This is a genomic window from Muriicola marianensis (assembly GCF_014638095.1).
GTDB lineage: Bacteria > Bacteroidota > Bacteroidia > Flavobacteriales > Flavobacteriaceae > Muriicola > Muriicola marianensis.
In genome coordinates this window covers 424,197-448,808 of the sequence record NZ_BMFH01000002.1, presented here as the reverse complement: position 1 = coordinate 448,808, position 24,612 = coordinate 424,197, and the positions used below count along the sequence as shown (strand labels likewise).

General features: G+C 49.9%; 15 protein-coding genes. 11 read left to right on the top strand and 4 right to left on the bottom strand.

Annotation, left to right across the window (positions count from 1 at the left end):
- Positions 1-2 precede the first annotated feature (2 nt).
- From IEV19_RS12945 to IEV19_RS12920, 6 genes are all read left to right on the top strand, one after another.
- Positions 3-974 (top strand): 4Fe-4S dicluster domain-containing protein, encoded by a 972-nt coding sequence (locus IEV19_RS12945; RefSeq protein WP_188371153.1) that lies wholly within the window; start codon positions 3-5, stop codon positions 972-974.
- Positions 971-2,293, top strand: a complete 1,323-nt coding sequence (gene nrfD / locus IEV19_RS12940; RefSeq protein WP_188371152.1) for an NrfD/PsrC family molybdoenzyme membrane anchor subunit — start codon at positions 971-973, stop codon at positions 2,291-2,293. The genes IEV19_RS12945 and nrfD overlap by 4 nt, the downstream gene beginning before the upstream one ends.
- Positions 2,290-3,162: a hypothetical protein gene (locus tag IEV19_RS12935; protein WP_188371151.1), complete on the top strand. Its 873-nt coding sequence runs from the start codon at positions 2,290-2,292 to the stop codon at positions 3,160-3,162. Before nrfD ends, IEV19_RS12935 begins: the two co-directional genes overlap by 4 nt.
- Before the next feature lie 9 nt (positions 3,163-3,171).
- Entirely contained in the window at positions 3,172-3,570 is a 399-nt protein-coding gene (locus IEV19_RS12930) for a c-type cytochrome (protein ID WP_229732604.1), read from the top strand.
- A gap of 63 nt (positions 3,571-3,633) precedes the next feature.
- Complete coding sequence (locus tag IEV19_RS12925) at positions 3,634-4,890, top strand: glutamyl-tRNA reductase (protein ID WP_188371150.1); 1,257 nt, start codon at positions 3,634-3,636, stop codon at positions 4,888-4,890.
- A gap of 37 nt (positions 4,891-4,927) precedes the next feature.
- Positions 4,928-5,701 carry a GW dipeptide domain-containing protein gene (locus IEV19_RS12920; RefSeq protein WP_188371149.1) on the top strand — a complete coding sequence of 258 codons (774 nt, stop codon included), beginning with the start codon at positions 4,928-4,930 and terminating at the stop codon, positions 5,699-5,701.
- Between the two features lie 26 nt (positions 5,702-5,727).
- On the opposite strand, the gene IEV19_RS12915 is transcribed toward IEV19_RS12920, so the two are convergent.
- Positions 5,728-14,067: a T9SS type B sorting domain-containing protein gene (locus IEV19_RS12915; RefSeq protein ID WP_188371148.1), complete on the bottom strand. Its 8,340-nt coding sequence runs from the start codon at positions 14,065-14,067 to the stop codon at positions 5,728-5,730.
- A gap of 133 nt (positions 14,068-14,200) precedes the next feature.
- Here IEV19_RS12915 and IEV19_RS12910 point away from each other — a divergent pair, with 133 nt between their 5' ends.
- Positions 14,201-15,322: a PQQ-dependent sugar dehydrogenase gene (locus tag IEV19_RS12910; protein WP_188371147.1), complete on the top strand. Its 1,122-nt coding sequence runs from the start codon at positions 14,201-14,203 to the stop codon at positions 15,320-15,322.
- A gap of 8 nt (positions 15,323-15,330) precedes the next feature.
- Here the strand turns inward: IEV19_RS12910 and IEV19_RS12905 are convergent, their stop codons facing one another.
- Together IEV19_RS12905 and IEV19_RS12900 are read right to left on the bottom strand one after the other, a co-directional pair.
- Positions 15,331-16,146: an N-acetylmuramic acid 6-phosphate etherase gene (locus IEV19_RS12905; RefSeq protein WP_188371146.1), complete on the bottom strand. Its 816-nt coding sequence runs from the start codon at positions 16,144-16,146 to the stop codon at positions 15,331-15,333.
- Between the two features lie 2 nt (positions 16,147-16,148).
- Entirely contained in the window at positions 16,149-16,898 is a 750-nt protein-coding gene (locus IEV19_RS12900) for a DeoR/GlpR family DNA-binding transcription regulator (RefSeq protein ID WP_188371145.1), read from the bottom strand.
- 168 nt (positions 16,899-17,066) lie between these two features.
- Here IEV19_RS12900 and nagB point away from each other — a divergent pair, with 168 nt between their 5' ends.
- The 4 genes from nagB to IEV19_RS12880 all read left to right on the top strand — a co-directional run bounded on the left by nagB (position 17,067) and on the right by IEV19_RS12880 (position 23,050).
- Positions 17,067-19,010 (top strand): glucosamine-6-phosphate deaminase, encoded by a 1,944-nt coding sequence (nagB, locus tag IEV19_RS12895; protein WP_188371144.1) that lies wholly within the window; start codon positions 17,067-17,069, stop codon positions 19,008-19,010.
- Between the two features lie 100 nt (positions 19,011-19,110).
- Positions 19,111-20,376: an MFS transporter gene (locus tag IEV19_RS12890; protein WP_188371143.1), complete on the top strand. Its 1,266-nt coding sequence runs from the start codon at positions 19,111-19,113 to the stop codon at positions 20,374-20,376.
- On the top strand, positions 20,354-21,964 hold the full coding sequence (locus tag IEV19_RS12885; RefSeq protein WP_188371142.1) for a glycoside hydrolase family 3 protein: 1,611 nt from the start codon (positions 20,354-20,356) through the stop codon (positions 21,962-21,964). The genes IEV19_RS12890 and IEV19_RS12885 overlap by 23 nt, the downstream gene beginning before the upstream one ends.
- A gap of 9 nt (positions 21,965-21,973) precedes the next feature.
- Positions 21,974-23,050: an anhydro-N-acetylmuramic acid kinase gene (locus IEV19_RS12880; RefSeq protein ID WP_188371141.1), complete on the top strand. Its 1,077-nt coding sequence runs from the start codon at positions 21,974-21,976 to the stop codon at positions 23,048-23,050.
- Positions 23,051-23,068: 18 nt separating this feature from the next.
- On the opposite strand, the gene IEV19_RS12875 is transcribed toward IEV19_RS12880, so the two are convergent.
- A complete protein-coding gene (locus IEV19_RS12875; RefSeq protein WP_188371140.1) occupies positions 23,069-24,610 on the bottom strand; it encodes an acyl-CoA carboxylase subunit beta in 1,542 nt (513 codons plus the stop codon).
- Positions 24,611-24,612 lie beyond the last annotated feature (2 nt).

Sequence of the window (24,612 nt, the reverse complement as noted above, 5' to 3'; positions counted from 1 at the left end):
TCATGGACGAAAACAACAAAAAAACGAGGAGAAAATTCCTGGACCGGGGCCTGAAACTGGGGGTTGCAGGGGTGCTTGGGGGCATAGGTCTTTCTAAACTTTCGGCCAAATTCTCAGAGGAGAAGTCTCCCACGGGTGAGACCATGGAGCTCATGACCACAGACGGGACCATCGTGGAGGTCGATACCTCAGAGGTAATGGAGGTGGAACACCATCACCATTATTCAATGGACTACAACGTCAGGGAGGGGATACCGAACAGAAAGTTCGTCATGGTTGTCGACCTGGCCAAGTGCAAAAACGCCCTTAAATGCCAACAATCCTGTAACAAGAACCACTATATAACAGGAGAGAACGCATGGCTCAAGGTCTATAAAATGCAGGAATCTGCAGATACTGCACCCTATTGGCTGCCTATGATGTGTCAGCACTGTGATAAGCCGGCCTGTGTAACGGTTTGTCCGGTGGATGCCACTTTTAAGAGAGAGGACGGCCTGGTACTCATCGATAATGAGCGCTGTATAGGATGTCGTTTCTGTATGGCTGCCTGTCCTTATTCTACCCGAGTTTTCAATTGGGGGGATCCCGGGCAGGAGGTTACGCTGAACATGGATATGACAGGTGTAGAGCCTACTCCTGAATACGCCGGAAGGCCCAGTTTAAAAGGTACAGTGGACAAATGCGACTTCTGCCCACATATGGTTAAAGAGGGAGAGCTGCCCCATTGCGTCACCGCTTGTCCCAATGGCGTCTTCTATTTTGGAGATAAATACGAAGATACGGTTACCAACGGGGAAGAGACCCTCAGGCTGAGCAAACTGTTGGAGGACAAGGCGGGTTACCGAATGCTCGAGGGACTGGGCACCGAGCCCAGTGTATATTACCTGCCTCCTGTGGATCGACTTGTAGATTTTGAAGATGGATTATCGGAGTTCAAGGAATTTGAATCTGTTGAAAAACCCACTGAAGAATGAAAAAGTTTGATGACATCGTATCGGATCTGGCTCCCGGGAAATTCGGGAAGACCGGAATGATCTGGATAGGGTTCCTTGTGGTACTTGTGATCCTGGGTGTGATCGCCTATGCAGATCAGGTCATTCAGGGGCAGAAGGTAACCAATATGAGGGACTACGCCCTCTGGGGGATCTATATCTCCAATTTTGTCTTCTTTGTAGCCACCAGTTTTGTGGGATCGGCAGCAGTGGCCATCCTCCGATTGACCAACAATTCCTGGCGGACCCCCCTGGTGCGGATCGCGGAGATTATTACCCTGGCCTGTATCATTATGGCCGGGATCACGATCACCCTGGATATGGCCAGGCCAGACAGGGTCATGTACCTGTTTATCCACGCCCGACTACAGTCGCCCATCACCTGGGATATCATCATTATCCCCACCTTTATCGTGATCAGCCTGTTGATGCTGTATTTCCCTCTTCTGCCGGATTTTGCGATTCTTAAGAAGCATTTTGAAACTTCTAAACCCCGCTTGAGCAGGTGGTATGGCCGACTTTCACTTAAATGGAAAGGCAGTGAGGAACAAAAAGTGATCCACGCAAAATCCATTACGGTCCTATCCATCCTATTCTTGCTTGCCGGCATCATGCTACAGACCATAGATGCCTGGTTATTCTCCACCACCTACAGGATCGGGTGGGACAGCTCGGCCCTGGCGCCCTACTTTATTTCAGGAGCTTTCGTAGCCGGTACAGGAGCCCTCGTGACCGTCATCTATATTGTTAGAAGAACCCGGAAACTCGAGGAATACATCACTGAATACCATTTTGACAAGATGGGTAAACTCCTGGCGCTAGCCTGTATCATTTACCTGTATTTCAACATTATCGAATATGTGGTCCCATTCTTTACAGCCAAAAAAGGAGAAGACGCACATTTGGAATCCCTTCTAACCGGGCATTACGCCGGACTGTTCTGGTTCGTGACCATTGTGGGTCTGGTGATCCCTGTCCTGTTATTGTTCTTTAAAAAAGGCCGCAAACCTTTTCCTATGTTCTTTATTGGAATGGTGGTTGTGATCGGGTCCTGGTGGAAACGCTACATTATCATTACCCCTACCCTGCTCGAGCCCTTTATGCCTATTCAGGGAGTACCGGAATCCTGGCGATCTTATTTCCCCAGTGCCCATGAATGGATCATCACCATCGCCACCCTGGCCATGGCCCTGCTGATCATTACCCTGTTGGTTCGGTACCTGCCCGTAGTGCCTATCCAGCGAACAGCAGATGAACAGGAAATGAATACGGAAGCCTCATTTAAAAAGATCCCATCATGAAATCAGAGACGCGAATCAGATCAGGTTTATTCTATGTGCTCTGGATCTTCCTCTCGGTATTCCTGATTTCTGGAATACAGGCACAGGACAAGAAAAAGAACAGTGTAAGGATCAAAGCTGATTATACCAAGGTTATAGAGGGGCAGAGCTATCTCGATATCAAGGTGATCTCCCGCATAGATCGGCAAATGGTGGATGTTCCTGGTATTGACCTTGAAGTTTACTACGAATACGAATACGAAGAATTCCCTCTTGGAACAGCCAGGACGGATATGAGCGGGAAAAGCAGGTTTCTTTTACCTCCTCTATCTGAGATGAAAGCTGATTCTACAGGAATGTATACTGTTGGGGTGTCATTCGGAGGAAATGATGATTTCAAACGCGGCTCCAGAACCACGAGTTTCAAGGATGCCCATATTGAAACCAGGCTGGAACAAAAAGACAGTATCAATTATATTCAGGCTACCCTTACGGATGTAGGTACAGGACTTCCGGTAACTGACGTATCCCTTAGGGTACAGGTACAGCGCCTGATCCGGCCCCTGAGGATAGGTGAGGAATTTAATTACACAGATGAGAATGGCACTGTATTTGTACCTGTAGAAGCGGGTATTCCCGGACTGGAAGGCATCCTCAATATTGAGGTGGTTCTACCTGAAAGTGATGAGTACGGCACCGTAAAGGCTGTGACAGAAGCACCCTATGGAGAGCCCATCGTCCTGGACACCAGTTTTAATGAAAGAACCCTATGGTCGCCGCGAAGCAAAACACCGATATTTATTCTTGTTTTCACTATCTTACTCATTGCTGTGACGTGGGGACCAATTGTGTATCTGATCAGAAACCTATATAAAATTTCTAAATCTTAATAAACAAACATGAAAACAATCAAATCATTGATGATCATCGGGGTGATATCCTTCGCCTTGTATTCCTTCACCACTATCGTTCAGGAAAAATGGGTGGTGCCGGATAAATACGTCAACATGAAAAACCCGACCGATCCCAAAAAAGACCTGAATATCGGGAAGTCTTTATATGACAAGCACTGTAAATCCTGCCATGGGAAAGAAGGATATGGAGACGGACCAAAAGCTGCGGAAATGACGGGAGATCTCGGCGATTTCTCCTCTGAGGAATTCCACGAGCAAACCGATGGCGAAATCTTCTACAAAAGCTATATCGGAAGAGACGATATGCCAAATTTCGAAAAGAAGATTCCCTACGAAGAAGACGTATGGTTAGTGGTAAACTACATACGTACGCTCAAGGAATAGGACGAAATCACAAACTTAGCGTGATCCGTAATACCTGTTTTAAAGCACGGTAAAAAGGGTCCCATGCACAAAAAGAACCCCTGTAGCATTAACATGAATACCAACCTGAGATCCATCAGCATCTCCCATCTTACATCCCCTGTTGGGGAACGTGAGAGATATTATATCCCGGAAGAAGGAAAAAAAGCCTTTGCCGGGATATGTGTGGAGCGGTTTCCGGATGTCAGCGGCCTGATGGTGCTGGTAACCTGCAACAGGACAGAGGTCTACTTTGAATCGGCTTCCACCAATTCCTACGAATTCCTTGAATTCTTCCTCGCGTATTTAAACGAGAAGAGGAATCATGGCGAAACGGCTTTGTTCTCCCATACAAATAATACCCTGGAAACGGCCGAGCATCTCCTGAAGGTATCATCAGGCTTACTCTCAAAAGTTCTGGGTGATGTGGAAATCATCGCCCAGGTTAAACGAGCCTACCAAAGCTCTTTGGCCATGGACCTGCAGGGATCCCTCCTCGAACGGACCATGCAGATGGTCTTCCGGAATCACAAAAGGATAAGGAACGAGACCCTGTTCCGGGATGGGACCACCTCCCTGGCCTACAAGTCGCTTAAGACCATGGTTCAGTTCTTCAGCGAGGAAGACATATACGAGAAAAAAATGCTCTTTATCGGGGCCGGAGAAATTGTAAGACAACTTTTCAAATACAACGGTAAATTCAAATTCAAAAAGATATCGGTCAGTAACAGGACCCAAAAGAATGCAATGGTTCTCAAAAAGAGGTACAATTGTGAGATCTACGAATGGGATAAGGTCCTGGCCAATGATTTTGGAGATTTTGACATCATCGTTGGTGCAGCAGGCAACAGCAGGTATATTGTCAAAAAATTAAATGATTGTACCAAACCCAGATTATTACTGGACCTGGGACTTCCCTCCAATATGGATCCGGAACTATCGCATCAGTCAGGCATCACCTTGTTTAACCTCGATGCCATCTCAGCACAGCTAGAGCACAACAGAGTGCAAAGGACTATGGCCCTGGAATCTGTAAGGAACATCATCAGGGAAGAGCTTCAGTCTTATGGTTCCTGGCTGGAGGAGAGGGCTTTACACCGTTTACTCGGAGAGCACAAATTACAGGTAAGAAAGAATACGGCGGGCTACCTCCATCAGAATCTGAAAATCAAAGACCCGGCAGTTGTCGAGATCGTGACGAACCGGGTGATGAGAAAACTGTATCACCAGAAGTGCAGGTCGACCTCAAAGGAACACATCACGGACCTGATCATAGAACAGGCTATCATAGATACCCCATAAGGCTATTAAATCACAGTTAACCGAAGAACGAGCATACATGAAACCCCTACTGAGACCCACGGGAATTTTTATCGCCCTGATTATTTTCACCTCCTGCCTGGACGGCCCTAAATCAAAGGAACCCTATACCATTACCAGAACCCTGGACAAGTCAATTCTCGACCCGGATGTGAGCCGGGAAATGAGGAAGGTAGAAGTGACCGAAGTGATTTCGGGGGATAAATATAACTACGCCCTGGTAAAAGAAGATGACCGTTCGTTCTGGATCTCCACCCAGAAAAAGGAAATAAAGACCGGGGATATTTATTATTTCAACGAATCCATCCTTAAGACAAATTTCGAAAGCAAGGAATTGAGCAGAGTATTTGATACTCTTTACCTGGTTACTTCCCTGGTTCCAGAAGCCCATGGACAAGATATGCACGGATTCAGCAAGTCGCCCATCGACCAGGAACAGGTAAAGACCATTGAAAAAAGTATTGCGGACCAGCAGGATAGTTCAGCCGTTTTCTCAGGACGAATAAAAATTGCCGACCTGGTGGATAACCCAGAGAAATACGAGGGTAAAAAAGTTGAGCTAAAAGGTGCCGTCACCAAGGTAAATGAAGGAATCATGGGCAGGAACTGGATACACCTGCAGGACGGAAGTAAGGACAGCTACGACCTGGTGATCACCACTTCGGAGCCTGTTAAAAAAGGAAAAACAATTACTGTCAGGGCTCTGGTTCAACTCAACGTCGACCTCGGAAGCGGGTACTCCTATCCTATCCTTCTGGAAAACGGCTCTATTTTAAAGACATCTTTCCATTAGGGCAATAGGTCCCCCGTTCCGGTGTGTTATCGATACAGGGTGAAATGCCCTACATACTGCTGTTTTTCCTTGTCGTTGGCATTGACCACATACCAGTAATCCCCAGTGGGAACTTCACGGCCGTCGTACGTCCCGTCCCAACCCGAAACCTGGTCCAGCACAGCCACCACACGGCCATAGCGATCGTATATCTTTACCTCTATATTCGGAAAGAATTCACGATTCCTCGGGAACCATAAGTCATTGTTGTTGTCTCCATCCGGGGTAAAGAAATTGGGGATGTCCAGCATACCTGTAAAATCGAAGGGTATGGACATGATGGCTTCACAACCCCCAGCGTCTACCACGCGTACCGTAACCGTGGCATCCTCGTTTACCTCATAGGTGTTCAGGCTGCCCTGGTTTACGCCCTGGAAGTAGAATTCGTATCCCCCGAATCCTCCCGTGGCCGTAGCCGTAAGCTCATTGGGCCCTGATTTGAACAGGTCGAGTGTTAATGGATCATAGGCGTCAATGGTAAAATCGACAAAGGTGCTGCATCCATTAGAATGGTAAATATACACCGTATGATCTCCTGCCGTGAGGTCGCCCCAGTTTCGGACCACATCTGCCTGGGCCGTGATGGCGTCCGTGGGATCAGCCGGATCCAGTGCAAAGAGCAGATCGGCATACTGGGAGGTATCCGCCAGGTTGACCACAGCGGTATTGTTAGGGAATATCCCGTCACAACCATAATTGACCACGGCCTCAGGTTGTAAGTCGACCCCTATATCCACAGGGACTACCACATTCGTCTCACATCCACGGGAATCGCGGATAAAGATCACATAGGTCTCCCCTCCCCTCAGATCGGTAAAGGTCATGGTGGGGTTAGGCGCAAAGTCGGCCGGGTCATTGGAGTTCAGGGCGAATTCATAAGGAGGCGTACCTCCATTCACAAAGACGGTCACAGCCCCGTCCTCATCGCCGAGACAGGTCTCGGGAATGGAATTCCCTATCCCCGCCACCAGTTCGGTCGGTTCTGTAATGGTTATGGTCTGGGTGATGGTACACCCCAGATCGTCCTGTATGATCACCTCATAACTCCTTGGAGCCAGGTCGGTAAAGGTCTTGCGGTTGGGGAACATGGGGTCATCCCCTTCAAAAAATTCGCTGAGCTGGTCTGCGATGGAATATCGGATCACACCGGTACCTCCACTGGCCTCGATGATCAAATGTCCGTCTACGTCACCGAAACAGCTGACTGGCACTGCCTCTATGTAATCCAGTACTAACGGGGGAGGATCCACGATTGTGATCGGTGTTGAAATGGCCGTACAGCCCCCACTCTGGGCGAAGACCCAGTAGGTACCCGGTCCCAGGTTCCGGAAGATCCCGGACGACTGTGCTGATCTAACCGTATTTCCTGCTGTTGGGACAGGAGGTACATCTGAGTTCAGCAAGGTATATACATAATTTCCGATCCCACCGAATGCCTCAGATCTGATGATCCCAGTCGCTTCTCCTGCACAATTGATGGTGGCATTGGTCAGATCCAAATTGATCACCAGGGGTGCCGCAGGATCGAGGGAGATCTGGTTAGAAATCTCAAAAGGACATCCGTTAGAATTCTGTACATCGTACTGGAATGGACCCGGATCCAGGGTAATATCCTCGGTGATCTGAACAGAGATCGCCAGAGGGTCTACCGTGCTCAGGGGCAGGAAAGGATCCGATGTGCCCGATCTCCTGTAAAAGTAGCTCACGCCCGGTTCCGGATTGGTGATAGTCAGTTCCATGATCCCGAAATCACCACAACCGGGAGGCTGTAATTCCACGAGCTCGGCAACCACTACTTCCGGATCGGTAATCGTGATAGGGATGGTCGTATAGCTACAGGACCAGCCATCAAACACCGTGATGGTGTAGTCCCCGGAAGATAGGTTCGCAAAGGACGGAGTGGTCTGCAAGCCACTGCTGGTGCCATTGGAAAGACGGTTGAGTTGATACAGATAATTTCCGGGACCCTGTCCGCCACTCACATTAAAGGCTTCGATGACTGCATCATTGTCATTGTTACATCTCAAAGGGGAGGTGATCTGTATATCCGCATAAATTGGCGTGGGCAATAACAGGGTGATGGTATTGGTGGCCGTACAACCTTCGGCATCCCGTACATTGATGGTATACGTCCCGTCTGAAAGGTCGGTAATGGTCCTGTTCGTACTCGGGAAATCCTGAAGGATCGTACTGCCGTCCGGAGCGATGACCTGGTATTCAAATCCGCCCCATCCCCCATCTCCGGTAAGGAAGATCTCTCCCAGCCCGGGTATGGCGCAGGTTACCTCTGCAGTCTGCTGGGCAGTGACCGTAAGGGCCCTGTCGGGTTGCCTTACCGTTGCTACGTTACTGACCGTATCACAATAGGGATCGTCCAGGGCTTCCACGTGGACCACAAGGTTGCCGGCTGGCAAGCCGGTGATGACTCCGGGGTTCTGACCCGGAGCAGCCGTGTCAAAGGTGCCGGTGACCCCTGTGCTGGTCTCCACCCCTGCATTGTCCCGTGAAAAGACCTCGTAATTGTATACCCCTGTATAGTCGTTGATCTGAATACTGATCTCCCCGTCTGTACCATTAAAACAGGTCACGGGTTTTACTTCGGCGATGACAGCGTCAATAGTGTTGTATTCCGGTACGTTGACCACGGCCGTGAGGTAAGAACAACCGGCGTTTCCTACATCGGTCACGGTAAAGATATAGTCTCCAGGGGTGTCAATACTCCAGATCACCCGGTCTGTACCGCCTGAATTCTGCACAGCCGCAGAGCCCAGGGGGAGGATCTCCACATCGTAGTTGCCGGGTCCCTGATCCACAATGATCTCGATGGAACCCGGATTTACCCCTACCCCACTGGCATCACAGGTCAGTGGATTGACATTGTAAGTAAATGTCAGGTCGGTAGGTGCATTGATCGTGATCGTATCGGTGATCTCACATCCGTTCTGATCCCTTGCGGTCAATATTATGGTCTGGTTGGTTCCGTTGTCAATGACCTCAAAGGTATTGCTGGTCTGGAAATTGGTCCCGTCAAATGCAGGGGTACCGTCATTCATACTGTAGGTATAAGGGGCTGTTCCCGTATCAACTCCTGTCCCGTCCCCATTGGTATCCGTATAGATAGTAATGGTAGCCGTATTAAATCGGTTGCTGTTGGGATCGCAGGTGAAATCCGTATTCACGGCATTGATCTGAAGTGGGGTGGGCTCTGTGATGATCACATCCCCGGATCGGTCCGTACATCCCCGGTCTGAGATAACCTCAACCTGGTAGGTTCCCGGAGACAGGTTATCAAAGAGAGAGCTTCCCTGCGGGCCTGCCAGGACAGTGGTCGTACTTCCATCGTACAGTACATACGTAAACGGACTGTCGGTATCTGTTCCCGGCTGGAGCTCCACATCTATGAATCCGTCATTGGCACCGTTACAGGTAACGTCTCCCATGGGTGTTGCTGAAATAACCGGATTGGTCACAACAGTGACGTCTACCGTGGCGGTATCCGTACACAAAGGCACGGTGTTAGAATCCAGGTCGGTGACCAGGATGGAATAGGTACCCGGCGCTATATTGATAAAGACAGGGTCATTGACCTGCACTAAGGGCGGATTGATCCCATCGTCCAGTTCATACTGGAAATTCCCGCTACCCCCGCTGGTGTTCACCGTGATCACCCCGTCTCCTGCATTACAGGTAGGCTCGGAGGTGGCATCAGCCGTAATGGCGAAGAAGTCAAATACCCTGGCTATTACGGTGTTCGTACATCCGTTTCCGTCTCGCACGGTAATGGTATAATCCCCCGGATTCGGGACCACAAAATTAGGACTGGTCTGGAATCCTCCTCCAATGTCGTACTGGAAGGTTTCATCGGGCAGACCGGATCCCGTACTCAGGGGTGAGGTCACGTCGATGGTATAATTTGCAACGGCGGTACACTGATTTACGACGTCTACAGTAGGTACAGGTACACCCGGTTCTGCTGTCACGGTAACTGTGGTAAAACTGGTACATCCAAAACTGTCCTCTACGTAAAAATCATAATTAGCCGGATAAGGCCCGGGAATCTCATACGTGGTTTGTGGGGTGAATACAGCAGGCGCTGGGTTTCCTGAAGGCACGTAAGCAAATCCGTAAGGAGGTGTTCCCCCATTACCTCTGACAGTAACCAGGGCGCCTACATTACAAGTCGCCGGCAGGTTGCTGTCGATCACAATGGCAGGCACATTAGGTACAATGTCCACCAGGGTGCTGGCTTGGCAACTGGTGTTGTTGTCTTCCACGAGGACCTGATAATTCCCGGCAGGAAGACCCGTAAAGCTACCGTTATAGGGAATGGGTTCATTGTTCAGGACCGTAGGCCCGCTGATGATGGCTCCTGTGTTGGTATCCTGCAACTGGATGGTAATATCGGCCGGTGAACCTATACCGGCCACCTGGAAATCGATCGACCCATCGGCATTGGGCGCACAGGCTGCCGATGTGGCGGTAGCGACAACCGAGATAGGGTTTGGACCTAATATAGGATCTATTTGTTCAATATAGCGGCACCCCAGGGCATCGATCACTTCCACGAAATAGGTCACCCCATAGGCGATCTGGCCCGTGAAATCATGGGTATCTATATCCACATTGGGCGGACCCAAAGGCCCTCCGAGCAGACCGATCTGATAGGGAGGGGTACCCCCTACAATGTCAACGATATAGGTAAATGCCGTAGTACAATCAGGTGGGGTGGTCGTTGCCACAGGCACAAGGTCTATCTGATTTTGTATGATGGTCACGGTATCCCTGTCCTCACATCCCGAGGCATCCTGGGTGATCACGGTATAGGTGCCCGGGATCAGGTTAGGGAAATTCACAGTGGTACTGGCAGTAGGACCTACCGTGGCAACAGTAACGCCATTAATATCCTGAATTATATAGGTATAATCGGGATTTCCATTGGCCACTGCTGTTACGTCAATGGAACCGAAAGTCGTTCCCGCAGCGCAAAGGGCATCATTGGCCACCACGGTGGCATCTACAGGTACGCTTGCATTGATGGTTGCAGATAACAAAGGTGTGGTACATCCCCTGCTATCGCGAATCATAAACGTATTGTACACACCAGGGGCATACCCTGAGAACACATTCTGGGTGCCAAAGGTAGCTCCGCCATTGTCGCTGAACTCGTAAGGAGGGACCCCGAAATTGGTGTCGGGAACCAGAGTTATGATCCCGTTGTCGTCCCCACAGGTAGTATGAGTTGGGACCGCAGTACCCGCGATGGATTCAGGAGGGGAAATGGTCACTACATTGGTTTCCGTGGTACATCCCCGGCTGTCACTTACCAGAAACTGGAAAGTAGTATCAGTAGTGATAGAACCGTCATTGGGAATGCTGTAAACTAAGGAGTTTCCTGTGATAGGGTTCGAATCGGAGGTATAGGGTGCTCCGTCTATGCTTACTTCATATATATCGTAATTTCCACCCGAGGGATAACCATTGCTGATAGATACCTGAATTTCGGCCGGTGGACCTCCGCAATTGAGTTCTGTAATGGTAACTGCTGTAGCCGAGATCTCAGGCTCGATGGTAAGCGTTACATCATCCCGGCAATCATTGGCATCCCTCACCTGTACGGTATACGTATTGGGTGTGAGCCCGTTGAACGTACTGGCTCCAACCCAGGGACCACCATTGATCCTGAATTCGTATGGGGGCAATCCGCCCGCGGCGTTAACGACTATGGTAGCTGCATCCACATTGTCATAGCAGTAATCGGTGGCTGCATCCAGGGTCAGCACCGGAGCTGAAAGGGAAGTGAGTGTAAAACTGTCCGTTACCGTACATCCGTTCGCGTCTGTTACACTTACCTGGTACAGGCCATCCTGGGAGAGGTTGGAGAAGGTATTACCGTTCTTGGGCCCTCTTACTGAAAGGTCGGGTTGAATCAGGGTATACCTGTTTCCTCCCCATCCGCCTACCGTATTGATGGTCACGCTTCCTATATTCCCATTCTGGCAGCTCATGGGGTTCACGTTCAGGCTGCTGATGGCAAAAGCGGTTGCGGGTTCCTGTATGACCAGGGTAGCCGTATCTGTACAGTTGGTATCCTCATCGGTCACGTTGATCACATAGCTTCCGGCACTAAGTCCGGTCAGGGAAATGATCCCATTAGACTCGCCGGTATTCAAAGGTCCTCCATCAATACTATAACTATAGGTGGTCGCGAAACCATCCACTAAGAATCGGCCTTCTCCATCGCTGTCGCCCACACAGGTGACCACCTTGGTAGCCTGAGCCTGTACGGAGATCGAACTGATGTCCGTGATCGCAAATACCTCGTCATAAGAACATCCCTCATTATCCGTCACTCTGAATGTGTACGTTCCCAGGCCAAGGCCTGTGAACACAGGATTATTCCCGTTATTGACCGCACTGGCAGCCGGGGCAATGATCTCATAGACAAAAGGTGCTGTACCATCAGTTACGGCGACAGTCACGGAAGCCGTGCTCGTTAGACAGTCGATGCTAGATATGGTAAAATCCATATCCGTGGGTTTGTCGAGGGGATTAAATACGATGGGCGCCAGGCTCTGAACACATCCGTTGGCATCCCTGATCTGAGGGGTATAGGTACCTACCCCCAGATTGGTAAAGACGGTGGTCGCGCTAAATCCGGCCCCTATGCTGTAATCATAAGGCGGAGTACCTCCCGATACCCCTGAAATGGTAATTTGGCCTCCATTTTCATTAAGACAGGTGGGAACACTGTCTGGCGTAGCCGTGGCAGTAATATTGGAGGGTGTACCAACTGTCTCAGCGGTCGCAGGAGTGGTACAGACAAAACTACCCTGTTGATAACGGATCATCACGTCGTAGCTGCCGGGTGCCAGCCCATTAAATACGTTACTTCCCTGATAGCTTGCCCCGTTATTGTTACTGAATTCCAGGTTATACCCGTAGCCATTGGTCACATTCACCGTGATACGCCCGTCGTTGGCTCCCCCGCAATTCGCATCCTGGGTGGTGACCGTGAAAACCGGTGGAGGAAGGTCTTCCACATCCACACTGGCCGATCGCTGGCAACCATTGGCATCTTCTACCAAAATAGGATATGTACCGGCAGAGGTGACGGTAAATACAGCCGTACTGGCGTAAGGTGCACTGAAACTACCCCCTCCGTCCAAGCTATAGCGGTAAGGCGGCGTACCTCCTGAGGTGTTGATAGTCACATCTACAGTAGCCGCTCCACAACCAAAACTGTCATTAGCCGTAGCAGAGACGGCTATCGGACTGATCCCATTTCCGATGACGATTGGGTCTGAGTTGACATCCAGGGTAATAAGCTCATTACATTTGTTCGTCTCTACCCTAACGCTGTAGGTACCCGGACTCACATTGGCGAAGGTATAATTGCTCGCTGCATCCGGGCCAAAAGTATCTACCGTAACAGAGTTTTTGATAAGGCGGTAGGTATAAAAACCCGGAACTCCGGTTACCTGTACGTCTATGCTCCCCAATTGTCCGCTACAGAGGATGTCGTTTGCAGTTACATCCACATTGATGTTCAGGTCCTGTACGGTAACGGAATTGGAAGGAAATACACAGGAACTGCTCGATACGTTCTTGAGCCGTACATAGACCATATAGCTACCGGGGGCAGTAATGTCGAAGTAAGGTGTATCCTGATAAGGTCCCGCCGGAGTGTTGAGACTGTACTCATAACCTGCAGGTACGTTGGTGATCTCTACCCTGCCCGGATTTCCACATATTATATCTTCCTTGATCAGCTGGGGATTCAGGGGGTTCAAAGTGGATTTGAAATAGTAATACTGACCTCCGTCCACTCTTACCCTGAATTCCCCGCTGGTTGACAGATTGTAGGTAGCTCCCGTACCCACGGTGTCATAACAAGTGTTGTTGGTGTTTGCGCAATCTTCGATAACCGATGCGGCACATCGGTTGGGATCTAGCTTTTGCCATTCGTAGCTAGACCCTGATTGACTCAACGTGATAGTGCGGACATCGCTGGTTCCGCAAAGAAAGAATTTGGCCAGGGTGCTCCCGTCATTAGGACAGGTAACCTCCTCATTGGCACCCTGAATGATGGTGACAAACATGGGAGCAGCAGGAGCAAAAAAGTCCTCTGACAGACCTAGCGATTCTGCTGACTCTGTTACCTCTTCCACGGCTGCAGCTTCCTCTGAAACATCCGCAAAAAGGGATGTCCCATCCAGGGAAGAGACCAGTTTTAATACGCTGGGGTTTGCGATGGCAGATGTACCTATTACAAAAAGTGCCAACCACAGCAAGGCATACGAAAAATGCCTGATTTTTTTAGGGAGCATAGGTTAATCCTGGTTATGGCAAGAATATGTTGATTTGGGATCAGTATATTCAGAGCGTAGTTATCGTTCTATAATTTTCTCTTTATCTTTGGTGTTAGACCAATATTATTATTAAATTAAATAACGTCTCGGAATGCAAAAAAGTATCCTCATCACTTGTTTTTTCGTTGTATTGACGGTCATTTCGTGTGCCCAAAAGTCAGATAACGGGATCAAAACTCCCGAGGAAACCAATTTTTCTGCTGAATTGATCGTCGATGGGCTGCAGATTCCCTGGGGACTTGTTTTTCTGCCTGACGGCAGTATGCTGATCACTGAAAAGTCCGGGGAAATCATCCACTTCAAGGATGGTGAAAAAACCCAGATCACTAATGTTCCTTCCGTGTATTACCGGGGTCAGGGGGGCCTGCTCGACATCGAATTACACCCTCGTTACGCGGAGAATGGATGGATCTATCTCTCTTATTCCTCTGCCGAAGGGGATGATAAAGGTGGAAACACCGCAGTGGCAAGGGCTAAACTGACAGGTAATTCCCTTTCTGATGTAGAAGTTCTGTACAAGGCTACCCCCAATACGACCCGAGGGCAACATTTTGGTTCACGGCTTGAATTTGACGATAACGGTTACCTGTATTTCACTATTGGCGAAAGGGGCGACCGGGATGTGAACCCCCAGGACATAACCCGTGACGGAGGTAAGGTATACCGAATAAACGACGACGGCACGATCCCTTCCGACAATCCCTTTGTGAATGAAGCAGGGGCCAAAGCAGCTATTTACACTTACGGGAACCGCAATCCCCAGGGAATGGTAAAAAATCCTGAGACCGGTGAGATTTGGATCCACGAACACGGCCCCAGGGGCGGAGATGAGATCAATATCGTGAAGAAAGGAGCCAATTACGGCTGGCCGGTGATCACTTATGGGATCAACTACAGCGGTACCCCCATCACGGACAAGACTGAGATGGAAGGTATGGAACAACCCATACACTACTGGATTCCTTCCATAGCCCCCAGTGGTATGACCTTCGTGACCTCTCCCCTTTATCCCGACTGGAACGGAGACCTTCTTGTAGGTTCACTTTCCTTCCAGTACCTGGAGCGCCTCCAAATGGAAGGAGAAAAAGTAGTTTCCCGGGAAAAGCTGATGGAGAATGTCGGTCGCGTCAGGAACGTCAGGCAGGGACCTGATGGCTATATCTACGTGGCAGTGGAGAACAAAGGGATCTACAAACTGGTACCCAACGGTTAGTTAGGGTTTTATTTGCCGTATTCGTCCATCGCTTTTTTGACCGAACCGTATTTTTGAAGTACCTCAGTGGCCGTTTTATAGTCGAGGCCCAGGCTGTCCATCAGGTAACGCGTACCCCGGTCAACCAGTTTGTTATTGCTCAATTGCATATTGACCATCTTATTCCCACGAACCCGGCCAATTCGGATCATCAGGGCCGTGGAAATCATATTCAGGGCCAGTTTCTGTGAGGTCCCGCCTTTCATACGGGTACTTCCCGTGACAAATTCCGGTCCTACCGGGATCTCGATAGGAATCTCTGCTTCCAGCGCAAGTGGGGACCCCGGATTATTGGTAATTCCCGCGGTGAGCAAGCCTTTCTTTCGAGCCGTTGAAACCCCGCCTATCACGTAAGGTGTGGTACCCGAAGAGGCGATCCCCACCACCGTATCAAGCTCATTGATCCCAAAAGCCTCCAGGTCCTTCCAGGCCTGCTCCCGGTCGTCTTCCGCAAATTCTACGGCTTTCCTGATGGCCGAATCACCTCCGGCAATGAGTCCGATCACCCGTTCATGTGGCAGTCCGAAGGTGGGAGGGATCTCCGATGCATCGAGGATCCCGAGCCTGCCACTGGTTCCTGCTCCGATATAGAACAACCTCCCCCCTTTTAAAAAGCGTTCTGTAAGCAGTTCTACAAGCTGCTCGATCTTCGGGATGACAAGGGCTACCGCACCAGCCACCTTCTGGTCTTCCCGGTTTATACTGGTCAGGAGTTCAGAGGTCGACATGTGTTCCAGGCGGTCATAGACCGAATCTACTTCTGTGATCTTCTTAAAATCAGTCATAATTACATCAGGCGAAGGTCCTGGTTTCTAAAGAGGTTCAACAGGTTATTCTCGGGGGATAATTCCGTGATCATCGTATTGATCTCGTGGATATCACAGGTCTTAAAACGATGCTGGGAATTCAGTTTTTCCGAGATACACAAAAGTACAGCTTTTTTGGAAGCGCGTATCACAGCCTTCTTCAGCTGCACCACATCCCAGTCGAATTCCGTAAGCCCGTGAAGGGCATCGACATATCCCGTACCGAGAAAAGCATAATCGAACCGCACTTCAGCGAGACGCTGAATGGTATAGGCCCCGTTGGAGATCATAGATTCAGGAGAGATCCTGCCACCTATGAAAATCAGGTCTACATGGGGCATTCCCGCCAGTTGCAGGGCTACAGGGAGACTGAAGGTAAAACAGGTAAGTTTTAATTTAGGAGGGATCATTCGGGCCATTTCCAGACAGGTGGTACCCCCGTCAATAAAAATGACGGCTCCTTCCTTTAGCATACTGACAGCCTTTTCGGCAATTGCCATTTTCTCGTTCAGGGCATATATGTTGGAACTTCGGGCAGCGGTATGTGTATATCCCAGGGAGACCGCTCCCCCGTGAACCTTCCGCAACTTGCTGCCGGCATCGAGTTCCTTCACATCCCTTCTTACGGTATCTACGGAGACATCCAGTTTCTCCGCAAGGTCTGTGAGCAGAACCCGGTTATGCAGGTCTACCTCATTTATAATTAGCTGCTGTCGCTCTTCCTTTAACATAAATACCTAGTTTTTTGGTCAGTTTTCAGTTCGATGTTTTGCAGTTTTATCTGCTTAACATTGCTAATTTACGTATTTAAGTGCATACTATTGCACTTTTTCTTGCAAAAAACTGCAAGTGTCGATTTTATTTCTTATTTTTGTCCAGTTAATCTAACAACATGTACTATGATCACCTCCCCCCTGGCTTCTGAAACAGGAGCCTTCCCCACAGACGACGAGTCGAGAAAGTTTGAAAGGATCAGAACGAAGATCCACGACAATTCTGATGAAGCTTCGTTCTACGTGGCCAATGAGATCGCCGACCTCATCCGTCAGCGGCAAAAAAGCGGTAAAAAGGTAGTGCTCGGTCTGGCCACCGGGTCTACTCCCACCAAGGTTTACGAATACCTGGTTAAATTTCACAAGGAAGAAGGTCTGAGTTTCAAGAATGTAATCACCTTCAACCTGGATGAGTATTTCCCCATGCAACCCGATTCTATCCACAGCTATGTGAGGTTTATGAGAGAACACCTCTTTGATCACATCGACATCCGCAAGGAGAACATCCATATCCCGGACGGTTCCCTTGAAAAGGAAGATGTACGGGATTACTGCCAGGCCTATGAACAAAAGATCCTCAAATCAGGAGGTATAGACATACAGGTCCTGGGAATCGGTCGCACAGGACATATAGGATTTAACGAGCCCGGATCTACCCTGGTCAGCAAGACCAGGCTCGTCAGGCTAGACAGGGTCACAAAACTGGACGCTGCGAGCGACTTTTTCGGATTGGAGAATGTACCGAAACGTGCCATCACCATGGGAGTCGGCACCATCCTGTCTGCCAAGCGCATCATCCTGATGGCCTGGGGTGAAGGAAAATCGGAGGTCATTGCAAAAGCCGTGGAAGGCCCCATCAAGGAATCCGTCCCGGCCACCTTCCTCCAGCACCACTCGAACTGTGACTTCATCCTGGATGAGGCTGCGGCTTCTGCCCTGACCCGCGTAGCAACCCCCTGGCTGGTCAGCGAATGTCAGTGGGATGAGAAACTGATCAAAAAAGCAGCTATCTGGCTGTCTGGCAAATTAAATAAGGCCATCCTAAAACTGACCAATGAGGATTACAACGAACACGGAATGGGTAACCTCATCGCTGAGATCGGTTCGGCCGAACACATCAACCTCATCGTCTTTAACCAGCTGCAGCGAACCATTACCGGCTGGCCCGGCGGAAAACCCAATGCCGATGACAGCAAAAGACCCGAAAGGAAGGATCCATATCCCAAAACCTCTCTTATCTTCAGCCCACACCCTGACGATGACGTCATCTCCATGGGTGGCACCTTACTCAGGCTTGTAGATCAGGGACATGAGGTTCATGTGGCTTATCAGACCTCGGGGAATATAGCCGTGTTCGACGATGAAGTGATCCGGTTCCTCGACTTTGCCAGGGATATCCAGAAAGACGATAAGGAATTGCAGCAACAAGTTGTGGAGGTGCGGGCTTTTCTCGACAAGAAAACCCCGGGTCAGGTAGACAGCCCATTGATCCAGCAGCTCAAGGGCCTGATCCGAAAAGGAGAAGCGCTCGCCGCCTGTCGGTACTGCGGGGTCAAAGAAGAGAATGCCCACTTCCAGAACCTGCCTTTTTACGAGACCGGCACGGTAAAGAAAAAACCTTATTCCGAAGCAGATATACAGCAAACCTATGAACTGTTGAAGAAGATCAGGCCCCATCAGATCTTTGCTGCGGGTGACCTCTCGGACCCACACGGAACGCACAGGGTCTGTCTGAACATCATCTATCGCGCCCTGGACCGGTTGGTGAAGGAAAAGGCCTCCTGGATAAAGGACTGCTACGTTTGGCTGTACCGCGGAGCCTGGCAGGAATGGGATATTGCAGATATGGAAATGGCCATCCCTATAGGTCCGGCCGATATGCAAAGAAAAAAGAACGCCATTTTTAAACACCAGTCCCAAAAGGACAGTGCCATGTTCCCTGGAAATGACGAGAGGGAATTCTGGCAAAGGGCCGAACAGCGGAACAAGGAAACAGCCAGGAAATACAACGCCCTGGGAATGGCCGAATACGAAGCCATGGAAGGTTTTGTCCGGTATCATTTCATGTAAAAACAATAAACCGTAGCTCAGTTCCCGATCTGTCATCAATTTCAGGTCGGGAACTTTCTTTACTGGGTAATTTGCTTACTTTTAGGACGGATTTACCGGCATGATACAAAAGAACAAAAGGGCCTGGGCCTGGATTCCAACGCTTTACTTTACTCAGGGTTTGCCTTATGTGATGGTGGTCACCGTCTCCGTGATCATGTACAAAAAGCTGGGGATCAGCAACGCCGATATCGGGCTGTACACGAGTTGGCTCTACCTGCCCTGGGTGATCAAACCATTGTGGAGTCCGTTTTTAGACCTGATCGGCACAAAGCGAAACTGGTTCCTGGGTATGCAACTCCTGATTTCCCTTTCTTTCCTGGCCATAGGTCTCTTCCTGCCCACCAATATGTTTTTCGTGACCACCCTTGCGTGTTTCTGGATGGCTTCTTTTGCCTCAGCCACTAATGATATCGCTTCTGATGGGTATTATATGATCGGCCTGACCGAGGAGAAACAATCTTTTTTTGTAGGGGTCAGGAGTACCTTCTACAGGCTGTCCATGGTCACCGGCCAGGGCCTGCTGGTGATACTGGCAGGATTTCTGGAAAACCACTACGGCCAGAGTGACAAGGCATGGTCCGTAACCATGATCGTCACAGCCTGCATAATGCTGCTCCTTACGCTTACCAATGCCCTTTTATGTCCTAAATACGAATCTTCCGAGTCCATAACCCTAGATAAACCGGGCAGTTTTTGGGAGGTATTCTCCTCCTTTTTTAAGAAATCAGGGATTGGTACCGCCCTGGCATTCATCTTGTTTTTTCGGCTGGGTGAGTCCCAGCTGGTCAAAATGGCTGCCCCGTTTCTACTGGATGCGCCTGAGGCAGGCGGACTCGGATACAGTACGGCTGAGGTGGGCACCATATACGGCACTATAGGTGTAATCATGCTTACCGCAGGAGGAATCCTCGGGGGAGTTCTGATCTCGAGGCACGGCTTAAAACGCTGGTTCTTCCCCATGGTACTCACACTAAATATCCCGAACGCCTTTTATGCTCTCCTTGCCATTACCGGATCGGATCACCTCGCAGCCGTCATTACCACGGTGGTCCTCGAACAATTTGGCTATGGTTTTGCGATCGCCGGGTTTATGGTCTATCTCATCTACCTGGCCGAAGGGATCTCCAAAACCTCCCATTATGCCATTGCCACGGGTTTTATGGCTCTGGGAATGATGGTGCCCGGCCTGGTCAGCGGATACATGCAGGAATGGCTTGGATATGAAGGGTTCTTTGTTTGGGTGGTCCTGGCCGCCCTACCCTCTCTACTATTACTGAAATATATTCAATATCCCCCGGACTATGGCAAGAAAAGAGACTCCTGAAAGGTCCATCGTCCCTTATACAGAGGCAACCCACCTGCTTTCTCTCAGGGAAAAAGCAGGACAGTGTTTTATGCCGGCAGCATTTATCAATGACACTGAAGAAGAGATCAGGAAGCTGGAATCACTGATCCGGAAGGGAGTCGTGGGAGGTATATGTTTTTTCCACAGCAGGGCCAGCGCTGCTACAAATTTTGAAGGCAGGAAAAAAGTCGTTTACAATGAGAAGAGCTATAACCTGCTCAAGACCCTGATCCACAGGTATCAAGAAGCTGCTGCATACCCGTTATTGATCAGCATAGATGCAGAATGGGGCCTGGCCATGAGAATCGAGGAAACCCCCCAATATCCCTACGCCCTGACCCTCGGTGCTGCTGACGATCCCTTCCTGGTTTATGAGGTCGCCAAAAAGATAGGGCAGGATTGCAGGGCCGCAGGGATCCACTGGAATTTTGCTCCTGTGGCAGATATCAACAGTAATCCTGACAATCCGGTCATCGGGTACCGCTCTTTCGGAGGGAATAAAGAAAAGGTAAGCATGAACGCCGCCGCTTTTAGCAGGGGTCTGCAGGACGCCGGTATCCTCAGTTGTGCCAAACACTTTCCGGGGCATGGAGACACCGCGACCGACTCACACCTGACCCTGCCTGTTCTACAAAAATCATCAGAGGATCTAATGGCAGAGGAACTCGTTCCATTTCGGGCCCTGATCAGGAATGGGGTTGATGCGGTCATGGTGGGACACATCGCGGTTCCGGCAATCACCCAGGGCAGGTCTGAATCCGCTTCCATATCCAAAGAGATCATTGACGGCCTGCTGAGAAAGACCCTGGAATTCGAGGGACCCGTGGTCTCTGATGCCCTCAATATGCACAGTGTATCCATGGCTTTTCCCGAAAAGGGGACGTTGGAATGGACCGCCTTTGACGCGGGCACCGATGTTTTGTGCTTTACGGAACATCCGGAGGAAGGTATTGAGAAGATACTGGAACATGCTACCCCGGAAAGGATCGAACAGAGCTTCAAACGGGTATGGGGCCTGAAGGAGAGGGCTTTTCAAATGACGGGAACCGTTGAATCCGGCCTGAGTAAACCTCTTGGCTACAACAAAATGGTAGCGAGAAACAGCCTGACATTGTACAAAGGCGAACAAGAAACATTTGGGGAGTTCCGTGAAAAAGGATATTTCAGCCTTTCCGTCGGCAATAAAAAAGGGAGAGAATTCCACAGGAAATTAGGCCTAAAAAAGGAAAACTCCCTGATTTTAAAGGAAGGAATGGATCTGGAAAGCCTGCAAAAACGGATTGGGAGTACATCCCGTGTCCTGCTCTCGGTTTTCCTCCCCAAGGCCAAGCCCCGGGATCTGTTCGGACTTCAGGATGAAACTATAGAATTGATCCATCAGCTGGCGGATAATTACGAGGTGATCGTATATTTGTTCGGCAACCCTTATTTTCTGAATCATCTGGCCCTGGAGAAGATCAGGACAGTCGTCATTGCTTACCAGGAGCTGGAAGGATTCGAAGAGGTCGCCGCCCAACATTTTCTTGGTCAGTTTAAGGCGACTGGCGTTCTGCCTGTCACATTATAACACATGCCTATGAAGACGTATAAAGTCATCGGCCTGATGTCGGGCACCTCCCTGGATGCCCTGGACCTGGCCTACTGCCATATCCGGAAGAACCTGACGCGATGGGAGTACGAGATCAAGGCTACCCGCAGCATTTCCTATGACAAGACGAGATATGGAAAACTGAAATCAGCCATAGATTTGCCGGCAGACCAGCTGTTCCGTCTGCACAACGACTATGGTACCTGGCTGGGTGAGCAATCCAAACGATTTAAAGAAGAGGAAGGCCTGGAGGTCGACTTCATTTCCAGCCACGGTCATACGGTCCACCATCAGCCCGAGAACGGCATGACCTTTCAGCTGGGCTCCGGACAACACCTTGCCAATGCCAGCGGCATCCGAACCGTATGCGATTTTCGCACCAATGATGTGGCCCTGGGCGGGCAGGGAGCTCCCCTGGTGCCTGTAGGAGATCATTTTCTCTTTGCCTCCTACGATTTTTGCCTCAACCTGGGTGGGATCAGCAATATTTCTTTCCACCGTGATGGGAAAAGGATCGCTTTTGATATAGGAGTGGCCAACATGTTGCTGAATCATATTACCTCCAAAGAAGACATCCCGTACGACAAAGGTGGGGCAAGGGCACGGAAAGGCGAGATAATCCCTTCCCTCCTCAAATCACTCGACAATCTGGCGTATTACAAAAAACCCTATCCTAAGTCGACCGGTTACGAATGGTTCACTACCGAGGTAGCCCCGCTTGTGGACGCGACAGAGGCCCCTCTGGAATCCCTGTTGCATACGGCCGTGCATCACATCTGTGGACAGATCGGCCAGGTAGTTCGAAAACTCAGTTCTAAGGGTAAGAAAACCCTTCTGGTAACAGGAGGTGGGGCACTGAACACCTATCTCACCGAAGTGTTGCAGGAAAAAGCAGGGGATGATATCAGCCTGGAAATCCCATCTCCTCAGTTGATTGAATTCAAGGAAGCCCTCGTTTTTGCCTTTATGGGTGTACTTCGGATCGAACAGGAGATCAACGTGCTGAGTTCAGTCACGGGTGCCCGTCGGGATTCCTCTTCCGGTGTCGTCTATCTCCCGAGCTGAATCCCTTCTGAGGAGGTACTACAGGGGAATATTTCCGTGCTTCTTGGGAGGCATGGACACGTCCTTTTTCTCCAGCATTCTAAATGCTTTAATGAGTTTTCGCCGGGTTTCTCGTGGTGGGATCACCTCGTCTATGAATCCCCTCGCTGCTGCCCTGAAAGGATTGGCAAATTTTTCGGCATAGGCAGCCTCTTTCTCTGCTAATTTTTTTGCAGGGTCTTTTGCTTCACTGATCTCCTTCCGGAAGATGATCTCACTGGCTCCTTTGGCCCCCATAACAGCGATCTCCGCGGTTGGCCAGGCGTAGTTGAAATCGGCCCCGATATGCTTGGAATTCATCACGTCATAAGCTCCCCCATAGGCCTTTCGGGTAATCACCGTCACCTTGGGTACCGTAGCCTCACTCAGGGCGTAGAGCAACTTGGCTCCGTGTACGATGATGCCATTCCACTCCTGGTCCGTACCCGGAAGGAAGCCCGGTACGTCTACCAAAACGAGCAAGGGAATGTTGAAACTGTCACAGAAACGGGTAAAACGGGCAGCTTTACGGGAACTGTTCACATCCAGTACCCCGGCCAGGAACATGGGCTGATTAGCCACGATACCCACACTCCTTCCTCCGAGTCGAGCGAAACCCACAATAATATTCTCAGCGTATTCCTTATGGATCTCATAAAAGGACTCCTCATCAATAATTCCCTTGATCACTTCGTGCATGTCATAGGGTTTGTTAGGACTGTCAGGCACGATTTTCTCCAGCACATCCCTGAACTCATCCCCTATATGATAAGGCAGGTCTTTAGGCTTTTCCTTATGGCTCTGGGGCAGGTAACTCAAGAGGCTTTTCACATCTTCCAGGCATTCGACGTCATTGGCGGAAGTCTTATGAGCTACGCCCGACTTGACCGCGTGTGCACTGGCCCCTCCCAGTTCCTCAGAGGTAACTTCTTCATTTGTCACGGTCTTCACGACGTTGGGACCGGTCACAAACATATAACTCGTCCCCTCCACCATCAGGGTAAAATCGGTAATGGCAGGGGAATATACCGCTCCGCCCGCACATGGGCCCATAATAGCCGATAGCTGAGGGATGACTCCGGATGCCTTCACATTGCGATAAAAGATGTCTGCGTACCCTCCGAGGGACCTCACTCCTTCCTGTATCCTCGCTCCTCCTGAATCATTCAGGCCTATGACAGGCGCTCCCACGTTCATGGCCAGGTCCATGATCTTACAGATTTTCTCAGCATGGGTCTCGGACAAGGCTCCGCCAAAAACAGTAAAATCCTGGGCATAAACATATACCAGGCGTCCGTGAATAGTTCCGTAGCCTGTAACCACCCCATCCCCGTAATAGACCTCCTTGTCCATCCCGAAATCGGTGGTCCTGTGGGTCACTAAGATGCCCATTTCTTCAAAGGAACCTTCATCGAGGAGGTATTCGATGCGTTCGCGAGCCGTCAGCTTTTTTTTCTGGTGCTGTTTTTCAATGCGTTTTTGCCCACCCCCCAGTTTGGCCTGGGCAATGCTTTCATTCAACTTGTCAATATTCGAACTCATCT